Annotated in this window: 16 protein-coding genes and 1 pseudogene; 10 read left to right on the top strand and 7 right to left on the bottom strand. The window is 62.6% G+C overall.

The genetic code is table 11. The features are described 5' to 3' along the window. Positions 1-116 precede the first annotated feature (116 nt). Both ACWYRN_RS21650 and ACWYRN_RS21655 read left to right on the top strand, forming a co-directional pair. Positions 117-1076 carry a cation diffusion facilitator family transporter gene (locus tag ACWYRN_RS21650; RefSeq protein WP_290423426.1) on the top strand — a complete coding sequence of 320 codons (960 nt, stop codon included), beginning with the start codon at positions 117-119 and terminating at the stop codon, positions 1074-1076. Beyond that, positions 1073-1669, top strand: a complete 597-nt coding sequence (locus ACWYRN_RS21655; protein ID WP_290423427.1) for an SIS domain-containing protein — start codon at positions 1073-1075, stop codon at positions 1667-1669. The genes ACWYRN_RS21650 and ACWYRN_RS21655 overlap by 4 nt, the downstream gene beginning before the upstream one ends. 48 nt (positions 1670-1717) lie before the next feature. Here the strand turns inward: ACWYRN_RS21655 and ACWYRN_RS21660 are convergent. Further along, a pseudogene (locus ACWYRN_RS21660) lies at positions 1718-2068 on the bottom strand (heavy metal translocating P-type ATPase); the annotation flags it as partial. Positions 2069-2449: 381 nt separating this feature from the next. On the opposite strand from ACWYRN_RS21660, the gene ACWYRN_RS21665 reads away from it, so the two are divergent. Next, on the top strand, positions 2450-3646 hold the full coding sequence (locus ACWYRN_RS21665; protein WP_290423428.1) for a tyrosine-type recombinase/integrase: 1197 nt from the start codon (positions 2450-2452) through the stop codon (positions 3644-3646). 49 nt (positions 3647-3695) lie between these two features. Here ACWYRN_RS21665 and ACWYRN_RS21670 read toward each other — a convergent pair whose 3' ends face one another. Continuing rightward, complete coding sequence (locus ACWYRN_RS21670; protein ID WP_290423429.1) at positions 3696-3941, bottom strand: helix-turn-helix domain-containing protein; 246 nt, start codon at positions 3939-3941, stop codon at positions 3696-3698. 514 nt (positions 3942-4455) lie between these two features. On the opposite strand from ACWYRN_RS21670, the gene ACWYRN_RS21675 reads away from it, so the two are divergent. Continuing rightward, on the top strand, positions 4456-5325 hold the full coding sequence (locus ACWYRN_RS21675) for a hypothetical protein (RefSeq protein ID WP_290423430.1): 870 nt from the start codon (positions 4456-4458) through the stop codon (positions 5323-5325). A 200-nt stretch (positions 5326-5525) separates the two neighbouring features. Here the strand turns inward: ACWYRN_RS21675 and ACWYRN_RS21680 are convergent, their stop codons facing one another. The 5 genes from ACWYRN_RS21680 to ACWYRN_RS21700 form a co-directional block, all read right to left on the bottom strand. Further along, positions 5526-7067 carry a hypothetical protein gene (locus ACWYRN_RS21680; RefSeq protein WP_290423431.1) on the bottom strand — a complete coding sequence of 514 codons (1542 nt, stop codon included), beginning with the start codon at positions 7065-7067 and terminating at the stop codon, positions 5526-5528. Beyond that, positions 7064-8053 carry an AAA family ATPase gene (locus ACWYRN_RS21685; protein ID WP_290423432.1) on the bottom strand — a complete coding sequence of 330 codons (990 nt, stop codon included), beginning with the start codon at positions 8051-8053 and terminating at the stop codon, positions 7064-7066. The genes ACWYRN_RS21680 and ACWYRN_RS21685 overlap by 4 nt, the downstream gene beginning before the upstream one ends. 9 nt (positions 8054-8062) lie before the next feature. After that, positions 8063-10141 (bottom strand): Mu transposase C-terminal domain-containing protein, encoded by a 2079-nt coding sequence (locus tag ACWYRN_RS21690; RefSeq protein ID WP_290423433.1) that lies wholly within the window; start codon positions 10139-10141, stop codon positions 8063-8065. Next, on the bottom strand, positions 10138-10773 hold the full coding sequence (locus ACWYRN_RS21695; RefSeq protein WP_290423434.1) for a hypothetical protein: 636 nt from the start codon (positions 10771-10773) through the stop codon (positions 10138-10140). The genes ACWYRN_RS21690 and ACWYRN_RS21695 overlap by 4 nt, the downstream gene beginning before the upstream one ends. Before the next feature lie 1649 nt (positions 10774-12422). Beyond that, positions 12423-13436 (bottom strand): LacI family DNA-binding transcriptional regulator, encoded by a 1014-nt coding sequence (locus ACWYRN_RS21700; protein WP_488689776.1) that lies wholly within the window; start codon positions 13434-13436, stop codon positions 12423-12425. A 306-nt stretch (positions 13437-13742) separates the two neighbouring features. Here ACWYRN_RS21700 and ACWYRN_RS21705 point away from each other — a divergent pair, with 306 nt between their 5' ends. The 6 genes from ACWYRN_RS21705 (at position 13743) to ACWYRN_RS21730 (ending at position 23375) form a co-directional block, all read left to right on the top strand. Further along, positions 13743-16178 carry a TonB-dependent receptor gene (locus ACWYRN_RS21705; RefSeq protein ID WP_488689777.1) on the top strand — a complete coding sequence of 812 codons (2436 nt, stop codon included), beginning with the start codon at positions 13743-13745 and terminating at the stop codon, positions 16176-16178. A 92-nt stretch (positions 16179-16270) separates the two neighbouring features. After that, a complete protein-coding gene (locus ACWYRN_RS21710) occupies positions 16271-17602 on the top strand; it encodes a GH1 family beta-glucosidase (protein WP_488689779.1) in 1332 nt (443 codons plus the stop codon). Between the two features lie 14 nt (positions 17603-17616). Further along, positions 17617-18729, top strand: a complete 1113-nt coding sequence (locus ACWYRN_RS21715) for a glucokinase (RefSeq protein WP_488689781.1) — start codon at positions 17617-17619, stop codon at positions 18727-18729. After that, complete coding sequence (locus ACWYRN_RS21720) at positions 18716-20068, top strand: MFS transporter (RefSeq protein WP_488689782.1); 1353 nt, start codon at positions 18716-18718, stop codon at positions 20066-20068. The genes ACWYRN_RS21715 and ACWYRN_RS21720 overlap by 14 nt, the downstream gene beginning before the upstream one ends. After that, positions 20065-22296: a heme-degrading domain-containing protein gene (locus ACWYRN_RS21725; protein WP_488689783.1), complete on the top strand. Its 2232-nt coding sequence runs from the start codon at positions 20065-20067 to the stop codon at positions 22294-22296. Before ACWYRN_RS21720 ends, ACWYRN_RS21725 begins: the two co-directional genes overlap by 4 nt. A 20-nt stretch (positions 22297-22316) precedes the next feature. Beyond that, complete coding sequence (locus tag ACWYRN_RS21730) at positions 22317-23375, top strand: Gfo/Idh/MocA family protein (protein WP_488689784.1); 1059 nt, start codon at positions 22317-22319, stop codon at positions 23373-23375. Positions 23376-23576: the final 201 nt, after the last annotated feature.

The following is a 23576-nucleotide window of genomic DNA, read 5'->3' on the forward strand; positions in this document are numbered from 1 at the left end:
TCCTTGGCGCCCGTCCGTATCGCGGGCGAGCGGCAGGAAGCGTGCCGAACTCTCCGCGAGGGTCTCGCTTCTCTAATTTGTCAGCACAACCGTAATTACTATATAAGGGGAAAACAATGGGTTCAGGACATTCACATGCAGCACAGCCGGGCCAGAACGAACGACCACTCTGGATTGCCCTCGGCCTTACGACCGCCTTCCTCATCGCTGAAATTATCGGCGGCATCCTTACCAACAGCCTGGCGCTAATCTCGGATGCAGCGCACATGTTTACCGACAGCGCGGCGCTGGCAATTTCACTGGCCGCAATCCGCATCGGCAAACGCCCGGCAGACAGCAACCGGACATTCGGGTACTACCGCTTCGAGATCCTGGCGGCCGCTTTCAACGCCATGCTGCTGTTCGCGGTGGCGATCTACATCCTTTACGAGGCTTACCAGCGACTGCACAATCCACCGGAAATTCAGTCGGGAACGATGCTGATGGTTGCCGCTTTCGGCCTGGTCGTGAACCTCGTTAGCATGCGCCTGCTCTCGAGCGGCAAGGACAGCAGCCTGAACGTCAAGGGCGCCTATCTGGAAGTCTGGAGCGACATGCTCGGTTCGATTGGCGTGATCATTGGTGCGCTCGTTATTCGCTACACCGGCTGGACCTGGGTCGATTCGGTGATTGCCGTTGCGATCGGGCTGTGGGTGCTGCCACGTACTTGGACGCTGCTCAAGGCAAGCATGAACGTGCTGCTCGAGGGGGTGCCAGAGGGACTGGGCATTGCCGACGTCAAGGATGCAATTGCGCGAGTGCCGGGCGTGGCCAGCGTTCACGACCTGCATGTATGGTCGATCACCAGCGGAAAAGCCAGCCTGACCGTGCACGTCGTTCAGGGTACTGCTGTCGCAGACCCGCAAGCTCTGCTGATGGCGATCCGCGAACTCGTGGCGCGCGAGTACGATATCCATCACAGCACCATCCAGATCGAAACGACGCCCTGTGAACAGGCGGCTGAAGAGCACAGCTTCGGGCCTACGCTGGCACACGAGCACGCCGACCACGACGAGCACGAAGGAGAAAAGCGATGATCGACCATATCAGGGCCAACCTCGTCGAGGCACGCGACGCGCTCGACCGCCTCATCAGCGATGATACCCAACTCGGCAATATTCAGGCCGGCGCCTCCCTGTTGATCGACGCATTGCGCAGCGGACGCCGCGTCATCTCGTGCGGAAACGGTGGCTCGATGTGCGATGCGATGCATTTGGCCGAAGAGCTGTCGGGGCGATTCCGCGAGGATCGCCCAGCGATGGCAGCCGTGGCCATCAGCGACCCGAGCTATATCAGCTGTGTGGCCAACGACTACGGCTACGACCAGGTGTTTGCCCGCTTCGTCCAGGGTAACGGCGGCGATGGCGACGTCCTGTTCGCAATCAGCACGAGCGGCAGCAGCCCATCAGTCGTGTTGGCTGCCCAGGCTGCCCGTGCGCGCGGAATGAAGGTGATCGGCCTGACTGGGCGGTCAGGGTCGCAGCTCGAACAGAATGCCGACGTATGCATCTGTACAAGTGCGGGCCGATACGCGGACCGGGTGCAGGAGCTGCATATCAAGGTCATCCATATCCTGATCGAGTTGGTCGAGCGCGCTTTGCAGCCGGCGAACTACCCAGTCAACAAGTAAGCCGCCGACAAGGTCCCAGAATAGGCGTCTGGAAGCGGACGCGCCTGCTTACGTCCCGCCGCGTGCTCCACTGAACTTGAGCAGCCGCAGTCCATTGAAGACCACCAGCAGGCTCGCGCCCATGTCCGCAAACACTGCCATCCACAGGGTGGCCGATCCCGCAATCGCCAGTCCCAGGAACACCGCCTTGATTGAAAGGGCGGTAACGATGTTTTGCTTCAAGATGGCACTGGCCTGCCTGCTCAATCGGATGAACTGAGGGATCTTGCGCAGGTCGTCATCCATGAGCGCGACGTCGGCTGTTTCAATCGCCGTATCCGTGCCGGCCGCCCCCATGGCGAAGCCGATATTCGCCTTGGCCAACGCCGGCGCGTCGTTGATCCCGTCGCCTACCATCCCGCTCGTAAGCAACCTTAAGTACATTGCTCGGTCGCAGTCAGAGCTCAAAGTTGGAACAGTTAGCGGTACTTACGGACAACATCTAGTCCTGAGTGCCTTGTTCGGTCCGGTATCGAACAGCATGGTCAAGGAAGCAAATATCCCTCGCCCATGCTCGAAGCGCTGACTCGGCTTGGAGGCAAGGACTGGACGACCCGTGCACGTGCTCGATGTGGCCCTTCGACCCTGCCGGTTCAGACGCCGCTCGCGAAGCCCTGGTCTGCGCACGAAATCCCGGCATACAATCCAGGCTGTCGCTTGGCTTCGGGTAGGATCAGGGTCGTCTGCGTTGAGCGCAATTCCGACAGTGGCCACAAGCGGCTGTATTAACTAACATTCGTCATGCCCCCTTCAAATTCCGTCATCCCGTCGCCAGCCGTGGTCGCTCCTCTCGAGATCATCACCATTCCCGGGCAGCTCGACGGCTCCCAGGGGACCAACCGCGCACGCGCCGGCACATCCCAGATACGAGCAAATAATGACATCGACGCGATCAAGGCCTGGCTGGCCCGTTTTCTGGAAAAGCGGACCACCTTCGACAACTATCGCAAGGAGGCCGAGCGCCTGCTGCTTTGGTGCACGCTCCAACTGGGCAAACCACTTTCTTCACTGACCCACGAGGATTGGCTCGAGTACCAGCTGTTTCTGCGGAACCCGACGCCCGCGACTCGCTGGATCGCCGCAGAAGGTCGAAAATTCCCGCGGACAGATCCGGGGTGGCGGCCGTTTGCCGGGCCGCTGTCGGCGTCGAGCCAGCGTCAGGCGGCGGTTATCCTGAATACCCTCTTTTCGTGGCTCGTCAACGCAGGCTATCTAGCCGGTAATCCTCTTGCTCTGTCGCGTGAGCGCCGACGGCGATCTGCGCCAAGAATTTCTCGCTATCTCGACGACGAGCTGTGGAATGAAGTAAAAATGACCGTAGACACGCTGCCGCGGGAGACGCCGCGTGAGCGCGAACACTATTTGCGGCTACGCTGGCTGGTCTCGCTCTGTTACGTCTGTGGGTTGCGTATCTCTGAAATCACCAGCAACAGCATGGGAGGCTTTTTCCGGCGCCGCGACCGCGACGGCGAAGAGCGCTGGTGGCTGGAAGTGCTCGGCAAAGGCGACAAATTGCGCATCGTGCCGGCGACCGACGAGCTAATGGTCGAGTTGGCCCGTTACCGACGTGAGTTGGGCCTTCAGCCGTACCCCGTTCCTGGAGAAGCGACGCCACTACTCCTACCGATAGGCGGAAACCCTCGACCGATGTCGCGCGGTGGCGTACATGAGATCTTCAAGGCGCTGTTCGCCAAAACCGCGGATCGACTCCGTCAGCGAGGTCCTGAACACGCACCTGCCGCCGCCCGCGTAACCCAGGCGTCAGCGCACTGGCTGCGCCATACCGCGGGGTCGCATATGGCGAACAACGATGTCGACCTCCGCCACGTTCGCGATAACCTGGGCCACGAGTCGATTAGCACAACGAACACTTACCTGCATTCGTCCGACGACGCCCGCCATGCTGAAACGGAAGAAAAACACCGGATCGGCTGGTAGCCGTATATTGTCGTGATACCGTTGCCGGGTGCGCGGGACCTCGTAACGATCATGGGCTACCGGCTAAGTCCTGCTCCGCCATGTCCTGGGTGAGCTGGATCAGTCGCGCCGGCGTCACCTGCAAGGCGGCAGCGAGCTTGAATAGCACACGCACCGTCGGCTGTCGCTCGCCGCGCTCCATCAGGCTGACGAATGTTCGGTCAACCTCTGCAGCGTGACCCAGCTGTTCTTGGGTCAGGCCCGCTTTCTTCCGCACTACACGCAAAACTTTTCCAAACGCCAGCCCTGGATCCAATGATTTCTCCCGTTACGTAGGAGAAATCATGTCCTTGCTGTATCATTTCGTCTTCGGACTATAGTCATCATTTTGCGTGTTGCGCGGGCCTGCAATTCGAGTAGCTTCGCTACTGCCTGATGGCCGGCGCACACCTTCCTTGCTCCATTCTTTAACGATGTCAACCAGCATTCCTTTCCTCTGTTTCCTCACCGATGATCCTCTTCATCAAACCTTGTGCCTCAGGTACTGGGCTGTTACTGAGGGCGCATGGACTGAGAAATTCGACGCGATCCTGCATGAATCGGGAATCAGCCAACCCAAAATGCTTGAGATTCTGAAGTCGAGTTGCCGCGCCTACTTACGTCATTTCCCCTGTGCCGGATGCGGTGTTCCGCTGGAGGTACGGAATAGAAGCCAGTATTCGCCATCTAGTCGCAGGCCTATCGGCTCCGCTTACTACCGGGGCGTGAACCGGTGCGGATCCTGTGCGGCGGCTGCGCTCGCTACGGACAGGAGGGCCAATGAAATCGTCTTGGCGCAGCACACTGCTCGGATAACGCAGGCTCTGTCGCGTGTCCAGACAGACGCCTCCCCTATTGAGTACTCAGAACTGAGTTATGTGCAGTCGTTTTTCCTGTACAGTGCGCTGGTCGCTGCCAATGCCGGATGGGAGGGTAACCGGCTAGCCTCAATGGACTCGCAGCCAGGAGAACTGGGGCCGACACCGGACCTGTCGCAGCGTGTCTATAAGACGCTATACGAAGACAGGATCATTTCTCCCGACCCTGCCTCCGACCCTCGGGTATTCACGATCCGCGATGAGGACGGAGCCATCAACTTTTCTTTCGAAAGTGTCGGTTGGGTACTGGCTCCCGATGCATCCGGGCGCTCCATGAAGGAGGTCTTTTCCCTACTGCTTACGCGCCTCGACGACCCCGAGCCGGACGCCGTTGAACAGCTCTGGTTCATGGTCGCCGAGAGCGAGTGCCGCCGGTACTTCCTCAAACAGTGTGAACGGTACCGTTTCTTCCAGCCCGATATCTATTCTCCAAAAGTCGCGGCCGTCGTTCACGACTTCCTGACGCACTACTCCATCGGGCAAGTGTGGAACGTGATTTTTTATGTGTTGAAGGATATGGCAGCTCTTGCGCAAGAAAAGACTTACGCGCGCCAGCATGTCTACAATATGATTCCTGGAAACCTGCGGCGCTACTTTGATTACCGTTTAGGCAACAACAAGGCAATACGGCCATGGCAGCGGCCTGCGCCGCTTACGGAATCGTGGATGAGCAGCATCCTCTTCGATAAGGTGCTTGGGGATGGAAACACGTCGTTCGAGATGCTGACTGGCCAGTCGGTGGGGCCTCATGTGGAGTTTGCCCATCGGTTGAATGATAGATGAGCTGCCGACCGTGGGTCAGGTTTGGCTTTCGAAAAACACCTTGCCGCGGAGCTGTCGGTCTCAGTAAGTCCCAGGGAATTGGACCCGGCGGACACATCATCCGGACGACGCACCAAGGATGATCGCGGCTGCCTCCTATCTCGAATAGCAGACGCGGTTGCGTGTACCGTACAGCGGAAAACGTAGTTCCTTGTGACTGCCTATCGCACAATAGTCGCCAGCTGAGCCAAGTGGGTTTTTCGATGTTGCCGCCCTCCTGGCAAACCATAGGCCGCAGCCGGGTGCGGCATTGGGCAGCGAAGGTAAACGACGGTCGGGTCTCCCTGCACATCCGAGCCGGTCACGGCCCAGTATGTGTCGTAGCGCACCGGACGGAATGCGCCTTTCCAGTGAATGGTGCCTTTGGCATCGTTTTCCATTGCATCGGCAAGCCGCTCACGGAAGCTTTCCACGCAGGCGTTTGCGAAAATGTGATCGATCACCCAATGCTGCGTCGGACGAGACCAATGACTCGGGCATGGTGAGGGTCGAGACGAAACCCATCCAAGCACCCCGTAAAACGCACGCCGGGGCGCCCCGAACAGGTAACGCGGTGTCCCGCATCCCTCCCACGACATCCGCCATCTGATGTACGCCTCGGCGACCGGGCAAAAGCTCGCAGTGGTCTCCTCGTCCGTCCGCCACCACAGGTGGCGCGCCGCAGCGATCACGCAACGCCTGTGTCGCCGAATGACATGCTTCCACAGATGGCGGCGGACCGCCTGGTACACCGTGGTAACCGACCGCATCTCAGCTTCTCCGCGCGGCTCCCCGACGGTCTCGCTGTTACTCATGTGTTCGATCTGATTCCCCCAGGACGGGTATTGTAGCGCCGGATCTTCATCGTCCGGGTGCGCCGCCGCCGGCATTCCTCGCTCCGCTCGTTCCAACGCTTCCATCGCTAGTGTGGCCTGAGCCTTCACTTTGGCAAAGCGCAGATGATCGATTACTTGCGATACAAACCCGATATAGCGCGACATCCGGCCGTCCGCGCTGGGCCTCGAGAAGATCAGTTCGCCCTGTCCGTATTGCTGCACCCGGCGTTCCATCTCCATCTTGGCAAGCACGGTTTCCTCTTCAAGCCGAAGAAATGCCACGGTCTCCCCAAGCGCGATGCGCTCACGCGGGCGTGGCACCAGGACGCTCGCGCGTGCGTCGCGCAGGCCGGGTGCCATATCCGCCTTGCAATGGGGGCAACAGAACGGCATGGCCAGAAGATCCTGGCGCAGCCGATACGGTATGGACTGCCCGCACCAGCGACAGAATGTCCGCAAAGCCATCTGATGAATAGGACAAGCGGAAACAAGGGTCATCTGGAAGATGGGCGTATGAAATCCGCGGGCCATGCATGCTTCGCACCAGCGCAAGTGTTCGCTCGATTTGGTGCCGCTTTTAGGCAGCAGCTCAAAAAGGAATGTGGCACGCACTTCTCTCGGCGGAATTCGAAAGGCCTCCGCCATTATTTCGATATCAAAAAGTCTTGCGTCGCGCAGATCCACGTTCGGGTTCGCACAGGTTTCGCTCTTGATCCCACACTTCCTGCTAATGAACGCTTTGGCGATCTCTTTTCCGGAAACCGCGTTTAACATACCGAATTTGAGAACCAGTGCATACGCAGAGCACATGCCGCTATACCAGTCATTGCGCCAACACCAGCTGGTTTCTGGTGGCCGCACGGTGTCGAGAATGATTCGGACCGTCATTCGACCTCCACCAGATCCGCCGACGTGCTCCCATGATGCAACTCCTCTTGAGCCAAGACATAGCTTGCCTCAAGTACCGCCTCGTCCCAAATCTCGGAAGTAAATTCGAAGGTCGGCCCATCCAATCCCATTTTTTCGGAGAATGCTATTTCAACCGCGTACGCGAAGTACTGCATCGGCACCTCCATCTCGAAGTTGAATCCCGCAAGACGGTGCGCCCTGTTAAAGGCAGCCCAAAGCTGCCCCGCCTGGTCTACAAGCCGTAGGCCGGCCGACCATGCCTCCGGAAAGAAAAAGCGTGTATATGTCCAGCCACTACCCAGCGGATATTCTGCCTCGTCGTACGCCTGGAGGCACGTGGCAAAATCGTCTGGTGAGCGCAACCCGTCAAAGCGCATTTCCGTGATCATGAATCGCAGGACGATCTGCGTGTGGCCGCTCTGGCGGAGTGCGCTTTTGACGTTGAGCAGTTGCGGTTGGCCGACTGACAGGGTCAGCATCCTGATTCCTTTGCGCTCGAGGCTATCGTGCACATCACGTAACCATTCATATTCGATGACATCGAGCCGCTGCGCCTCGTCGGCAAAGAAGACGACCCAGTTATAACCAGAGCCGTCTACCATCTCGCAAATTTTCTCTATCAAGCGCACGCGTTTTCTGGGATTCGTTCCGCCCAGGTGCTTATGCCCTGCGCCAATGAGCAAGTTAGTGAAAAACGCGTCCTCAGAGGGTGTCTTTTTCTTCTCGCAGCCAAAACTGATAAAGACAGACTTGGGAAAATCCACCCGCAACGTGCTGATCACGTACCGGATACTGTAGGTCTTACCAAAACGAGGAAATCCGTAAATGATCGCACCGGGAGTGCGGAGGCGGATCAGTTTTTTCACCCGTTCGACGAGCGCGTCGATCGTTGGGGTAGGCACAATGTACGTCTTCAGCGTCATCGGGTGTTCGTCGACGCTTACGGGGCGGATGTCGTTTTTCACCCAACGCTCCTAAAAGGTAACAATGCGGCGAATTTTTAGCACGCGGGGTTGCGCCGTGGGCACCTCGTCCGGGGGCGCTGGCTCTGGTACTGGAACGAGGGGCGCCTCTGTCGCCGGTGTAGCGGTGGGCGAATCCTCAGTCGCTGCGGGAGCGAGAGGTGCAGTCGAGCCTTCCCCTTCGGGGCTGTCCGGACCTTCAGGGTGCTCGGCTGGATTCGGCTCTGCAGCCGGCATCACCTGTCTGCCGTTGACGTGTGCCTGCGCTAGTGCATTTGCAGCTCGCTTGCTCGTGCGCGCTTCGCTCCACCTCTTTCTCTCCCAAGCTTCGATGGGGTCCATGCCATCCTTTACTACGAGCTTGCCTTCCTCGATCTCGCGGAAAATTTGCTGCCGGAGGCGTAAGGAATGCGGCGTCGCATTCCAGGGCCGGGCAGCGGTCAGAATGCCCAGCTCGGTTCCATCTTCGAAAAACGCCTTGACGGTACGAATGTCGCGCACATCATAATAAATCCGGATTTTTTTATTGATGAGCCCAGCATTTCCGGCTAACTCCTTGCTGGTATATCGGACATTGGAGAAATTAATGTGCGGGCGTACCCCCGTCTTTAAGGAACCCTTCACCGGCACCACCCGCGCTTCCTGAAGCAGGCAAAGGCTGGACCGGAGAAAGCGCGGCAGGCTGCGGAGATAACACGGCTTGCGGCGCAACCAGTGGCGCATTGCTGCTAACGGTGTCACACCCAGGAGTCCGCCGTGACCACTGCCGTTATAGTTAGCAATCACCACTTCAATAAGCTGTTCCAGCTCCTCGTACTCAATCAGTAACGAGATATCGCCCCCCGGGTCGCCCAATGCTTTTTCGATGGATTCAGGATCATTTCCCAAGGTTCCTGGAAAACGGTGCGCAAAATGGCGGGAAAGGAGCTGGAAGAAGCGCTCAATGAACGGTCGCGCATCTGGCTCGCCTGCCGGCCCGTTCTCGGTCCAGCAGCCGACAATCTGGGTCAGGCGCTCAAGGGTTGCAGCTGCCAAGTGCGACTTGGCTCCATCGAAGCGAAACCAATCCCAGCACGCGTAAGCGGTCACGGGAAATACGGCCGAAGGAAAGCCTCCCCCTTCGTCGATTTCGAGGTCAGGAATTGTGTACTTCCGAGGGACAAAAGGAGTAAGCGCCGACTGCAATGCGGCAGCGACGTCGTCCTTGTTATACTCCTTGCCGAACGCAAGGGAGTAGCCAAGCACGGCGCGGGATTGTACGTCGAGCAGGACAAGGATCCAGATACGGTGAAGCTCGAGAGTTCGCTCGAAGCCAAGTGGGTCCTTGAGCCTAATGGTAAGACGCAGATCCAGCTTATGACCGTCGAATTCGATTACTTGGAACGGCCGGGTGGCTGCCGGCGCCTGTTCCTCATCCCCTGGTGCTGCACCGGTGCGCTGCCCTCCAGCGTCGGTTGCGGCGTTTGGATACTTTTTTGCGCTCATTTTTCTCAGGTAGGTCTGCATAGTGCGAAACCCCTGCCGCTGCTCAGTAAATGGATACTCGTTGGACTTGATCTTCTCGGCCCGGCACGCTCTGATAAATTCGTCGTGGATCGCGCGTAGCGGCTTCCGGACTTGCCGTGCCCTCTTCTGCCCCTTGATCGGCCGAACTCGTTCGACGGCGCGCTTGAGCAAGAGTTTTTCGATCGGAGGATGTTCGCGGAGGAGCTGTGCGAAGGCGCCTGCGCATCCGCTGTATCCTTCCCGTTCCCCGTCGACTCGTTGCTGACGTTCATAATCCGCGAGCCGTTCGTATGGAATCACGGCTCGAAAACCATAAATTCTCCCGTCCGCGTGCTTTTGCCAGCACTTCTCGATCAACCGGTACAGGGTGGACCGCGAGACCCCCGTGTTCTTCAAAATAGCGTTGACCGGTACGTGTTTCTCTTCGATAAAGTCCTTTATCGCATCGCAGCGCGCTCTGAAAGGAGCCCGATCCTCTTCGCGCAACGCGGATGGGTCGACACTTGGCCAGGTCTGCAGGTCCGCAAGAAAATCCGGGATCGACGCCCGATCGAAGCGCAACTTGCCGTACGAAAGATTTTTCATGCAGGCGTGAACGTCATTGACGAATTGAGAGGAGAATGCTCAAGCTGCGGACAAAGCGCCAGGCCTCGGTGTAGCAGAGAAAAGAGCGCAACGCGGGCGAGCACTGGGTCCTGATCGTCAAAGTCTTGCTCGAGCTGCTCAAGAGCGAGGCCATCTTCTATCGCTTTATGGACCTCTTCAGAAAGCGCCCGAGGAACGTAACGGGCGAACGCGGAAAGATCCCGGATAATCAAGCCCCAATTCTCCAGTAGTACGAGGCGGCGCACATCGTCCGCAGGATCGACGAGTACGACCGGCGTGCGACTCGCGTCGAGCCATGATTGCACCTTCTTCGGCAGAGATATTTTGCCCTCTTCCGGCAGCTCGGATTGTCTCAGCAGAATGACAAAACATTCGCTATCTTTCCTTCGAACCCAGAAATCGACAATACGACTCGTTTCCGGTATTACTAGCGGCCTCTCGCAGTAGGTCTCGACGCTTGGGTCTGCTTCGAGACTTGTCCACGCAAGCAAAGCGGGCCGGCCAAAAATCGTAAGTTCACGGCTAACCTTCGGACCGAACACGTCATAACGATGGGCTTTCGAATTACGGGCGTTACTCGCTGGACGTACAAAGCGCGGGTTAGGTGCCATGACCATCCTTTCGCTGACGACCCGGATCCCGCGAGCAGACCGGCAGCACAAGCCCCCCGACGCCTCCGTCAAACTCCGTTGTCCGCTGTGCCAAGAGAAGTGCAGACCGAAGCACGCCAGCGGCCCCTGCCTGTGGCGGCGCCAGCCTGTTTTCATTCGCCAACGTCGCGATGCCTGTACCGATCATGTTGCACCTCGTTCTAGTTAACTTTTAAATATCTTAATAGAAATCTGTCAACAGGTCGACAATGCGTCGAAGTTCGAAGTAAAATTGGGACACTTCGGAGGAATTTATCCAAATATTCAGTGGTTTAGCTTGCCGCGATAGTCTCTAGACTGGTTTTCTCGTGCGGAAGTTCGGCAGCAGTGTGCACTCATTGGCGAGTTTCAAAATTACTTCATTCGAGTATGAAGTAATTTTGAAACAGGCGAAAAAAAAGCACTGACGAATCAATGCTTTGCGTGTTCATGGGGTGACCACTTTTACTTCACTGGACGGCCGAACGACGAGGTATGTAAAAACGTCCGCACCTCGAATGCGTATGCCCGGGGTCGGGTTGCGCATCAGGAGCCATGCAAGCATGCGCATCACACGTCGTTGGATGGATATGCCATCCTGTACGCATTCCCGAGGACGGTGCCGCTGACCGCTCTCGCGCAGGACACGCGACTGTACGAACGGTTAGCAAGCGATGGGCTTCCGAAATACCGCGTCTGTTTCACGTTCCAGCGCACCAATGGGAAGATCAGCTGCGTCAGCGTGCACCACTCGGCCAATTTGGTTCGGGTGAAAACCACCAAACCGATCCTGCCACGGCGTTCTCAAGCAACGTGGCCGGGGAACGCTACAGGAGCATCTACGCTTTCATGGGCGATAAAGAACAACCAACTTTGGTCAAAGCAGCCAAGGGATCGGCCGGCATGAAGGTATCCGCCAGGTACCGCCAGCTCGCCGCAAGACAGCCTGGCAAGCGCTGGCACGCGCTCAACGCGTCCCGGGTTGCAGACCAGCCCCTAGCTGTTCCTACCCGAGCGCAAGCTCTGTGTCGGGAGCGTGATGGCGAGTGCATGCATGGCATCCGGGTGCTTTTCCCAGCATTCGACAGGGAAGTTTTCGGCGTTTCGGGGCGTGACCGGGGTTGTGGAACGAATCGCGATCACACGAAAATCTGCGATGGAGGCCGTTCGGACGCTAGCGCGCATAGGCTGGCTTGATCAAGGGACCACTTCCGGTCGGGTCCGCGCTGCTGTTGAATAAAGTCGACACACAGTCATGGTCGCGGGCGGGGACCTGCTCTACGGAGTCCAAGAAGCTTGGCGTCACCCAACTCGACAATATTTTGCGTAATGTCGAGTTGTATATTCGATGCGGAATAGGCGCTTTTCGCGTACGTTCGAGCAAATTTTAGCGCCGTTGATCAGTAGTCGGCGCGGAGCCGGCGCGCATCCAGCATGGAGTCAAAGCGAGCTCAATGCACAGCCGAACCAGATGCATCCAGCCCGAAAACAGCATTTGCCGATCCGGTCTTCCTTCCCCCTGGCCTGGCACGCCTTCCACACTGCCACGCCAGCCGACCTCCGCTCCCACCCGCAACACCTGAGCCGCCAGGCCAGAGGCGCACGCCTCCACCCGCACTTCCCGCCCCACCCTACGCAATCCTGCGCACCGACTCCCTCACCATCAATCCCAGCTGCGGCGCCTCCACGTCCACCTGCTTCTGGCCCAGCATCCCCAGCATCATGCGTCCGATGCCCTTCCCCACCTCGTACAGCGGCTGCCGCACCGTGGTCAGCGGCGGCGTCGTGTACATCGAGCTGTGTAGGTCGTCGAAGCCGACGATCGAGATGTCGTCCGGCACGCGGATGCTGCGCCGGTACAGGGCCAGCCGCGCCCCATAGGCGCTCAGGTCGTTGCTGGCGAAGATGGCGGTAAAGCTCTGCTTCTCGGCCAGCAGCTGGTTCACCGCCAGCAGCCCGCCCGATTCCTGGAAGTCGCCCGGCACGACCAGCGCCGGATCGGCCGCGATCTTGTGGCGCGCCAGGGTGTCGAGGTAGCCGGCCAGGCGGGCGCGCGCATCCTCGTGGTCGTCGGGGCCGGTGATGAAGGCGATGCGGCGGTGCCCCTGCTCCACCAGGTGCTCGACAGCGTCGCAGGCGCCCTGGTAGTTGTCGAGGCGCAGGCTCATCAGGCGCTCGCCTTCGAGCTGGCGGCCAAAAGCGACGATCGGCACGCGCTGGGAATAGCCGACGATCTGCTCGTCGCTGAGCTTGCCGGTGAGGATGGCGACGCCGTCGACGCGGCGCCCGATCAGGAGCTCGACGCGTTCGGCTTCCTCGTCGGCATGCCAGTGGCCGCTCATGATGAGAAGCGCATAGCCCGACGCCTTGACGGCGTCCTCGATGCCGATCATGGCCTGGCTGAAGTAGCCGCTCTCGAGCGACTGGGTCAGTACGCCGATGGTGCGGGTGCTGCCCATCTTGAGGCTCTGCGCCAGGCGGTTCGGCTTGTAGTTGAGTTCCTCGATGACGCGCTCGATGGTCCTGCGCTTGTCGTCGGACACCTTGGCGGTGCCGTTCAGGAAGCGCGACACCGTCGCCGGCGACACACCCGCCGCACTCGCGACTTCGTACAGGGTAGCGGTACTGCTGTCGTCGTTCTTCATCGTGTAGGCACCGTGGCGCCGTCGCCGGCTAGTTGACTGAAGTATATCACGCGGGTTTTTCTCCTTTTTACAACACCTGTTCGCGGCTAGTTCGCACACAAGAGCGGCCGGCCGCTTCCATGAAACGCTTTCATGCCAGCACTGCCAAGTCTAAGAAAACACGCTCCGCAACACTGTTGCAAATTTTGTTTGACTTTCGAATAAGTCCAAATGTAGCATGAAATCGTTTTCACGGCGGATGAAATCGATTTCTTACAAAAGCTGCCGGCTGACGCACAAATCAATAATTCCACATTGGAGACAACCATGGAAACCCTTGCACCGCAACGCGGGCGGCACGTCAACGCCCAGATCCAGTTCGCCATCCTGACCTTGCTGGCCGGCATCGCCAGCGCCCACGCCCAGACCGCTCCCGCCGACCAGACGCCGGAGGCGAACGCCGCCGCTGCAGTGCCGCAGCCCGCCGCTGCCGACACCAACGTCATCCCCGAAGTGCGCATCACCGCAACCAAGCGCAACACCTCGTTGCAAAAGACCCCGGTGGCCGTCACCGCGCTCTCCGCCGCCACCCTGGCCGACAACCACGTCCAGACCATGCTCGACGTGGTGGCCCTGGTGCCGGGCTTCCAGGCAACCGCCCAGGGCGACCACGGCGTTACCACCATGACCCTGCGCGGCATCGGCAACGACAGCGCCAAGACCCAGTACGCCGATCCGGAAGTCGCCTCGTTCGTCGACAACGTGTATTCGCCGCGCGCCGAAGGCGCGACCGCCCTGCTGTTCGACGTCGAGGGCATCGAGGTGCTGCGCGGTCCGCAGGGTACCCTCTGGGGCCGCAACTCGACGGTTGGCGCGGTGAACATCCAGACCGTGAAGCCGACCCTGAACAGCCGTTCCGGCTATGTCGAGGGCGGCATCGGCGACTACAAGCGCTACGGTGCGCGCGGCGCCTTCAATGTGCCGCTGTCCGATAACGCAGCCCTGCGCTTTGCGATCGTGCACGAGCAGCACGACGGCTACGTCGATTACCAGAAATTCCCCGGCGTGCCGCTCGCGGACCAGCAGGCCGCCTTTGTGGCCGCCGGCGGCGACCCGGCCGCCTTCCGCCCGATCAACCCGAACAACTACGTGGTCGGCAACCAGAAATACAGCGCCCAGAACCAGACCGCCGCCCGCGTCAGCCTGCTGTGGCAGATCAATCCCGACCTGCGCTGGAACATCGCCTACGAAAACTTTGCCGACCGCGGCACCCCGAGCGCCAACCTGATGCAGACCCCGCGTCCGGGCCAGAAGCACTGGTCGACGCTGAGCGACAGCGCTCCCTGGATCGACCGCGACAGCCACAACATCCGCAGCCGCCTCAGCTGGGACCTGAACCCCGACCTGGCCTTCCACTATATTGCCGGCTTCTCGAAGTACCGCGGCTCGATGCGCTTCGACCAGGACGGCGGCTCGGTGCTGCCGACCAGCATCCGCTCGGGCGGCATCTGGCAGGAACACACGACGGTCGACTCGAACTACCGCAGCCACAGCCATGAACTCGAACTGCAGTCGCTCGGCAGCAAGACCGTCGACTGGCAGGCCGGCCTGTATTATGCGGCCGAAAAGAACGACATCCGCTTCGACATCCCCGCCTTCGACGGCACCCAGGACGGCACGGTCCGCTGGCAGGGTTCCTTCATCCAGCCCGAGGAAACCGTGGAATCGAAGGCTGCCTTCGGCCAGGCCACCTGGAACTTGAACGCCGCCCTGCACCTGACCGCCGGCGTGCGCTATACCCACGACCGCCGCGAGAACGTGGGCGGGCGCGCCTTCAACTGGGTCGGCGGGCCGGGCCTGGCGGTGATTCCGCTGAACCCGTCGATCGACCCGAGCGTGCCGGGCCAGGGTTTCGTGGCCGGCGTGCCGGGCAACGACGGCGTGTTCAAGGGCAGCAAGGTCACCGGCCTGCTGCGCGCGAACTTCGACATCGACCGCAACCATATGGTGTATGCGAGCGTGGCCACCGGCTACAAATCCGGCGGCGTGCAGGACCGCGGGCTGCCCTACCAGCCTGAAACGCTGACAAACTACGAGATCGGCAGCAAGAGCACCTTCCTGAACGGCGGCCTGCGCATCAACAATGCGATGTTCTATTCGGACTTCAAGGACTTCCAGTTCAATTCGCCAGTGAACTTCTCTGACGGCAACCGCGGGCTGGCCATCGAGAATGCCGAAGGCGCCAAGGTCAAGGGGCTGGAAAGCGAGATCGCGGCGCGCATCGGCGACAACGGGCGCCTGCAAGTCACGCTGGCCCTGCTCGACGCCAAGCTCGGCCGCCTGGTGGCCGGTTCCAACGACTACGCACTGCCGCGCTGCACGGTGGACACCACCATCGAAACCTGCGTCGACGTCACCGGCAACAAGATGCCGCACGCGCCGCGCTTCTCGACCACGGTCCAGTACCAGCACAACTTCCACATCGGCAGCGAAGGCACCCTGTCGCCGCGCATCACGGCCCACTACGAGACCGATGCCGAGCTGAGCGTGTTCAACCTGGGGCCGGAAGACCGCCAGGAAGCCTACACCACGGCCGACGTCGGCCTGCGCTACCAGAATGGCCGCGGCTGGTGGATCGACGCCTGGGTGCGCAACGTCAACGACAAGCGCATCAAGACCAGCGCCTTCAACGGCTTTGGCCCATGGCTGGCCCAGTACAAGCCGCCACGCACGGTCGGCCTGAATACCGGCTTCGATTTCTAGGCCGGCGCCCGCCTTTCCGTACTACCGCATCGCCCTTGGCCACCTGCATCGGCCAGGGCGGCGCACATCCCAGCATAACCACGAGCTAACGTATGAAACCGATTTCAATCTCTGCCCGGCAGTTTCCGAGCGACTTCGTCTGGGGCACCGCCACCAGTGCCTTCCAGATCGAGGGCGCGTCCAGCGCCGACGGCAAGGGGCCGTCGATCTGGGACAGCTTCTGCACCCGCCCCGGCGCCATCAAGGACGGCAGCGACGGCAAGGTCGCTTGCGACCATTACCACCGCTACCGCGAGGACGTCGAGCTGCTGGCCGGGCTGAACGTCGACGCCTACCGCTTCTCGATGGCCTGGTCGCGCGTGCAACCCAGCGGCAAGGGCGCCTGGAACGAGGCAGGCTTCGGCTTCTACGACCGCCTGCTCGACGCCCTGGCCGAAAAACGCATCGCGGCCCACCTGACCCTGTACCACTGGGACTTGCCCCAGGCCCTGCAGGACGACGGCGGCTGGCTGAACCGCGACACCGCGCACCGCTTCGCCGACTATGCCTACGAGGTCAAGCGCCGCTTCGGCGACCGCATCGCCGCGATCGCCACTCACAACGAGCCCTGGTGCACGGCGAACCTCGGCTACGGCAATGCCCAGTTCGCGCCCGGCGTGGCTGACCTGAAGCAGAGCGTGCAGGTGTCGCACCACCTGCTGGTCTCGCACGGGCTGGCGATGCAGGCGATGCGCGCCGCCCCCGGTTCGGCCCGGCTGGGCATCGTGCTGAACCAGTGGACCGCCGATCCGGCCACCGACTCCGAGGCCGACCGCGCCCTGGCCGAATGGGAATACGCGCGCTCGGTGCAATGGTTCATGGACCCGATCTTCAAGAAGCGCTACCCGGAACTGGCCCTGCGCGGCTACGGCGAGAATGCACCCCGGGTGCAGGAGGGCGACTTCGACATCATCGCCCAGCCGCTCGACTTCCTCGGCTGTAATTATTACTTCCGCGCCTGGTGCAGCGCCGAAGACCCGCCCCGCCCTGCCCCCGCGCCGCTGGGCACGACGGACATGGACTGGGAAATCTATCCCGAAGGCTTGCCGGAACTCCTGCTGAAGCTGAAGGCGGAATATCCGCTGCCGCCGCTGTACATCACCGAGAACGGCATGGCGCGCGCCGATGCGGTCGAAAACGGCAGCGTGCACGACCCCGAACGCATCGCCTTCGTCCAGGCTCACCTGGCGGCGCTGCACCGGGCCATGTGCGAAGGCGTCGACGTGCGCGGCTATTTCCTGTGGAGCTTGCTGGACAACTTCGAGTGGAACTCGGGCTATGCCAAGCGCTTCGGCATCGTCCACGTCGACTACCAGACCCAGCGCCGCACGCTGAAGGACAGTGCGCGCTGGTACCGCGATTTCCTGGCGCGCGCTGCGCGCTGAACCGAGGAGACCCCATGCATCCCGGCCCGCACACTCCCTTCCACATCGATGGCCCGCGCCTGCTGGCCGACATCGGCGGCACCAATGCCCGCTTCGCGCTGGAGCGCGCGCCAGGCCAGATCGGCGCCGTGCGCACCCTCGCCTGCGGCGACTATCCCCGCTTCGAAGATGCCGCCGCGGCCTACCTGGCCGGCGCCGGCATCCTGGTGCGGCACGCGGCGATCGCCATCGCCAATCCGGTCGACGGCGACGCCATCCGCATGACCAACCATGGCTGGGCCTTTTCGACGGCGCGCGCGGCGCGCGAGCTCGGACTGGAAACCATGCTGGTGGTGAACGACTTCACGGCGCTGGCGATGTCGCTGCCGGTCTTGCCGCAAGCGAGCCTGGTGCAGATCGGCGGCGGTACGGCGCGGCCCGGCTGCGCCATCGGGCTGGTCGGCGCCGGCACGGGCCTGGGCGTGTCGGGCCTGGTGCCGGCGCCGGGCGGCGGCTGGACGCCCCTGCACAGCGAAGGCGGCCACGTGGCGTTCTCGCCGGCGGACGAGCGCGAGATGGCGGTGCTGCGCCATTGCTGGCAGCGTTACGCCCACGTGTCGGCCGAGCGCCTGGTCTCGGGGCCGGGCCTGGTGCTGGTGCGCGAAGCGCTGGCGGCGCAGCAGGGACTGGTGTTCGAGACCCTGGACCCGGCCGATATCGTGGCGCGCGCCCTGGAAGGAGGCGATGCCCTGTGCCTGGAAACGCTCGAGTGTTTCGCTGGCATGCTGGGCACGGTGGCGGCCAACCTGGCGGTGACCCTGGGCGCGCGCGGCGGCATCTATATTGGCGGCGGCGTGGTGCCGAAACTGGGCGCCTGGTTCGGGCAATCGCCGTTTCGCGCCCGCTTCGAGAATAAGGGGCGCTTCAGCGCCTTTACGGCCGCGATCCCGACCTTCCTCATCACGGCACCCTGCCCGGCCCTGCTGGGTGCGGCGCGCATGCTGGCCAGCCACCTGGGCGAGGATGCGGCGCCGGCTGCGGCAACTGAAGCGGCAACTGAAGCGGTAACTGAAGCGGCAACGGAGCCGGCGCTGGTGACCGCAGCGTCAGCGGCCCCGCACGAGGAGCGCGAACATGTCCATTGCTGAGCGCCGCCGTTCCCCGCTGCTCTGGGTGCCGACTGGCTATTTTACGATGGCCCTGGGCTACGTGATGCTGACCAGCGTCACCGCCATCATGTTCAAGAACCTGGGCATGGACAACGGCAAGGCGGCCCAGTATTCGAGCCTGCTGATCCTGGCCTATACCGTCAAGCCGCTGTTCGCGCCTTTCGTCGAGATGTACCGCACCAAGAAGTTCTTCGTGCTCTGGGCCCAGGTGCTGATCGGCGCCGGGTTTGCCGGCGTGGCGCTGGCGATGGCGCTGCCCGGCTACATGTCGCTGCTGATGGCGCTGTTCTTCGCGCTGTCGTTCATCGGCGCGACCCAGGACATTGCCAGCGACGGCGTTTACGTGACTTCGCTCGACACCCGCACCCAGTCGCTGTATTGCGGGCTGCAGAGCCTGTCGTGGAATGTCGGGCCGATCGTGGCGGCCGGCGGCATGGTCTACCTGAGCGGCTACCTGCACACCCATGTGTTCGGACACGACCCGGCGCGCTTCGGCCCGGAGTGGATCGAATCCTGGCGCCTGATCTTCCTGCTGGTCGGCGCCGTGGTGCTGGCGATGGCCGCCTGGCATGCACGCACCATGCCCGAGGGCGCGCGCGCCGCCGACACCCCGGCAAGCGTGCGCGATGCCGGCCGCATCCTGTTCGACGCCTTTGTCACCCTGTTCCAGAAACGCGGGATCTGGCGCATGCTGGCCTTTGCTTTTCTTTTCCGCCTGAGCATAGGCTTCCTGGAAAAGATCGGCCCCTTCTTCATGGTCGACCCGATCAGCAAGGGCGGACTCGGGCTGTCCAACGAAATGCTGGGGCTGGTCTACGGCACCTACGGGCTGGCCGCCGTGCTGCTCGGCTCGCTCCTGGGCGGCTGGTACGTGGCGCGGCGCGGGCTGAAGGCGACCCTGTTCGTGCTCTGCTGCGCGGTGAACATCCCAAACCTGACCTTCCTGCTGATGAGCATTTATCTGCCCAGTTCGCTGTTGGTGATCACGGCCGGCGTCGTGATCGAGAAATTCTTCTTCGGCTTCGGCGCGGTCGGCTTCATGATCTACCTGATGCAGCAACTGGCGCCGGGCAAGTACACGACCACGCACTACGCCTTCGGCACCGGCGTGATGGGTTTGTGCGGGCTGGTGACAGGTGTGGTGAGCGGCCATTTGCAGGAGTGGCTGGGCTATGTGCATTACTTCGTGTTCGTGATGGTGGCGACGATTCCGTCCTTCCTGGCGACCTGGTTCGCGCCGTTCTACCACGACGACGGGATGGGCGCGCCCGGCGCCGCGGGGAATGGCAAGGCGGACGGCAAGGCGGTGCCGGCATGAGGCCGCCGTTCTTGCGTGTTCGCCTGGGCCTGGGTTTACACCTGGGCCTGCTCCTGGCCGGCAGTGCCGCCGCGGCCGGCCCGGTCCCGGGCATCAAGCTGAACCAGATCGGCTACCTGCCCCAGGCCAGCAAGCTGGCCCTGGTCCCGGCCGCGCCCGGCGCCGGCGCCGCGTTCGACGTGGTGTCGGCCGACACCGCGCGGGTGGTCCTGCAAGGCCGGCTCGGCCCCCCCGCCAATTGGGCGCCGGCGCACGACACGGTGCGCGTGGCCGATTTCTCCGCCCTGCGCACACCCGGCCGTTACCGCCTGCGCGTGGCCGGCCAGCCGGAGTCCGACGTGTTCACAATCGGCGCCGACTCCTACCGCGCGCTCGACGGCGCCGCCCTGAAGGCCTTTTACTTCAACCGCAGCGGCACCGCCCTGGCGGCGCGCCATGCCGGGCCGTATGCGCGCCCGGCCGGCCATCCCGACGACCGGGTGCTGGTGCACCCATCGGCGGCCTCGGGCACGCGCCCGGCCGGCACCGTGATTGCCGCCGCGCGCGGCTGGTACGACGCCGGCGACTACAACAAATACATCGCCAGCTCAGCCATCTCCACCTATACCTTGCTGGCTGCCTACGAACACTTTCCGCAGTGGTTTGCAAAGCTGGAGACCGGCATTCCCGAATCCGGCGACGCCGTGCCCGACATCCTCGACGAAGCGATGTGGAACCTGGACTGGATGCTGGCGATGCAGGACCCGGAGGATGGCGGCGTCTACCACAAGCTGACCAATTTGCGTTTCGACGCCATGGTGCTGCCGCACGAAGCGATGCGCGAGCCGCGCTACGTGGTGGCGAAAAGCACGGCGGCGGCGCTTGGCTTCGCCGCGACCATGGCCACCGCCAGCCGCGTGCTGGCCGGCCACGAGGGGCGCTGGCCGGGCCTGGCGGCGCGCACCCTGGCGGCGGCCGAGCGCGCCTGGGCCTGGGCCGAGACGCATCCGGCGCTGCCGTTCAAGAATCCGCCCGACGTGTTGACCGGGGAATACGGCGACGCCCATCTGGATGACGAGTTCGCCTGGGCGGCGGCCGAGCTCTACATCACGACCGGGAAGGATAGCTATTACGCGGCGCTGGCGCCGGAAGCCGTGTCGGCCACGGTGCCGGCCTGGGACGACGTGCGCGGCCTGGCCTGGATGTCGCTGGCCCATCACCGCAACCGGCTAGGGCCGGGCGCCGACCGCGCGCTGATCGCCAGCCGCGTCGATGGCCTGGCGGCGCGCCTGGCCGCCGAGTGGCGCGCATCCGGCTACCGGGTGGCCATGAAGGGCGCCGATTTCGTCTGGGGCAGCAATGCGGTGGTGCTGAATGGGGCCATGATGCTGCTCCAGGCCTACCGCCTGAACGGCAAGCGCGACTATCTCGACGCCGCCCAGTCGAACCTCGACTTCGTGCTGGGCCGCAATCCGCTCGGCCTGTCCTTCGTTACCGGCTTCGGGGCGCGCACGCCGCAGCACCCGCACCACCGGCCGTCGCTGGGCGATGCGGTGGCGGTGCCGGTGCCCGGCTTCGTGGCCGGCGGGCCGAACCCGCTGCAGCAGGACCGCGCCGAATGCCCGCCGTATCCATCAACCCTGCCGGCCCTGTCTTACCTCGACCATGCCTGCAGCTATGCCAGCAACGAAGTGGCGATCAACTGGAACGCGCCGCTGGTGTACGTGCTCGGCGCCTTGTCCACCCTCACTCCCGGAGAAGCGTCCATGCCCCAGACAGACTACAGCCTGGCCCAGTTGCAACGCCAGGAAGACCTGCTGCAGTTCGACAGCTTTGGCAACGGGGCGGCGCTCGACATCGGGCTGAAACTGGTGGCGCTGGCGCGCGCCGAGGGCAAGGCGGTGGCGGTCGAGATCCGGCGCAACGGCATGCTGCTGTTTGCCCACGGCATGGACGGCACGGCGCCCGACCATGCCGACTGGATCCGGCGCAAGAGCAATCTCGTGAACCGTACCGGGCACAGTTCGTATTACATGCACGCCCAGGTCAAGGCGGACGGCGGCGACATCGACGCCATGCCTGCCTTTGACGCGCGCGAGTACGCGGCGCATGGCGGCGCCTTTCCGGTGCGCGTGCGCGGCACCGGGCTGGTGGGCAGCATCACGGTCTCTGGCTTGCCGGGCGTCGAAGACCATGCGCTGGTGGTACGCGCCTTGCAGGATTATCTCGGCGTGAACGGAGCACTGTGAGTATGCCAACCGGAGCGACCATGGCAAGGACTATACGTTGGGGCATCCTCGGCACGGGCGGCATCGCGCGCGCCTTTGCCCAGGCATTGCGCGACACGCCGGACGCGCAATTGGTGGCGGTCGGCTCGCGTACGCTGGCGTCGGCGCGGGCATTTGCGGACGAATTTGCAGATGGATTCGAAGAGGGATGCGGCGTGGCGGCCTGCCCATCCTACGAGGCGCTGGTGGCGCTGCCGGAGGTTGACATCGTGTATGTCGCCACGCCGCACACCATGCATGCGCAGAATGCCCTGCTTGCGCTCGAGGCCGGCAAGCCGGTGCTGTGCGAAAAGCCGTTTGCCATGAACCTGCGCGAAGCCGAGGCCGTCGTTGCCATGGCGCGCGAGCGCGGGCTGTTCCTGATGGAAGCGATGTGGACGCGCTTCATGCCGGCCCTGGCCGAGGTGCGGCGCATCGTCGACGCCGGGGAAATCGGCGAGGTCGCCCTGGTGCAGGCCGATTTCGGCTTTGCCGCCACGCGCGATCCCGAACACCGGGTCAACCGGCGCGAGCTGGGTGGCGGCGCGCTGCTCGACCTCGGCATCTATCCGCTGTCGGTCGCCATGGCGTTGCTGGGGCCGGTGGAGAGCGTGCGCGCCGGGGCCAGCATGGGACCGACGGGAGTCGACCTCAGCACCGGATTTACGATGCTGCACCGGGGCGGGACGGTGTCGGTCTCGAACTGCTCGTTGCGCGCCCGCACGCCGTGCGAACTCAGCATTTCTGGTGAGCGTGGGAGCATTCGGATGGAAAGCATGTTCCACATGGCGCGCGCAATTAGCGTCACGGCGGCCGACGGCAGCACGCGCCGCATCGCCACGCCTTTTTTGGGTAATGGCTATGTGCACGAGGCGATGGCCGCCGGCGATGCCTTGCGCGCCGGGCTGCTGGAACATCCCCTGATGAACCACGAGGAAACGCTGGCTGGCATGCGCGTGCTGGACGAGATCCGGGCGCAGATCGGCTTGCGCTATGCGGCCGACGGGGAGGACGGGCGTGTCGGCCGCCTCGGCCGCCTCGGCACCGTATCCGGTAACTAGGCGACAGGCGCCCGGGCGCGCGCTGCCGGTTACCGCGCGAACATGCGCTGGAAGCCGGCAGCGCGCACTACCGCTCGCAGGGGCGACAATCGACTCCAAACACGCGGATTGCCGCTCACCGCGGCAACGCTGAACCCGGCTTCACGTGCTGAAAACCGGTCACCGAGCCACTGGTTACCGGGCTGTCGGGCGCCAGGACGC

The sequence above is a fragment of the Massilia sp. BAP21 genome (assembly GCF_057801335.1).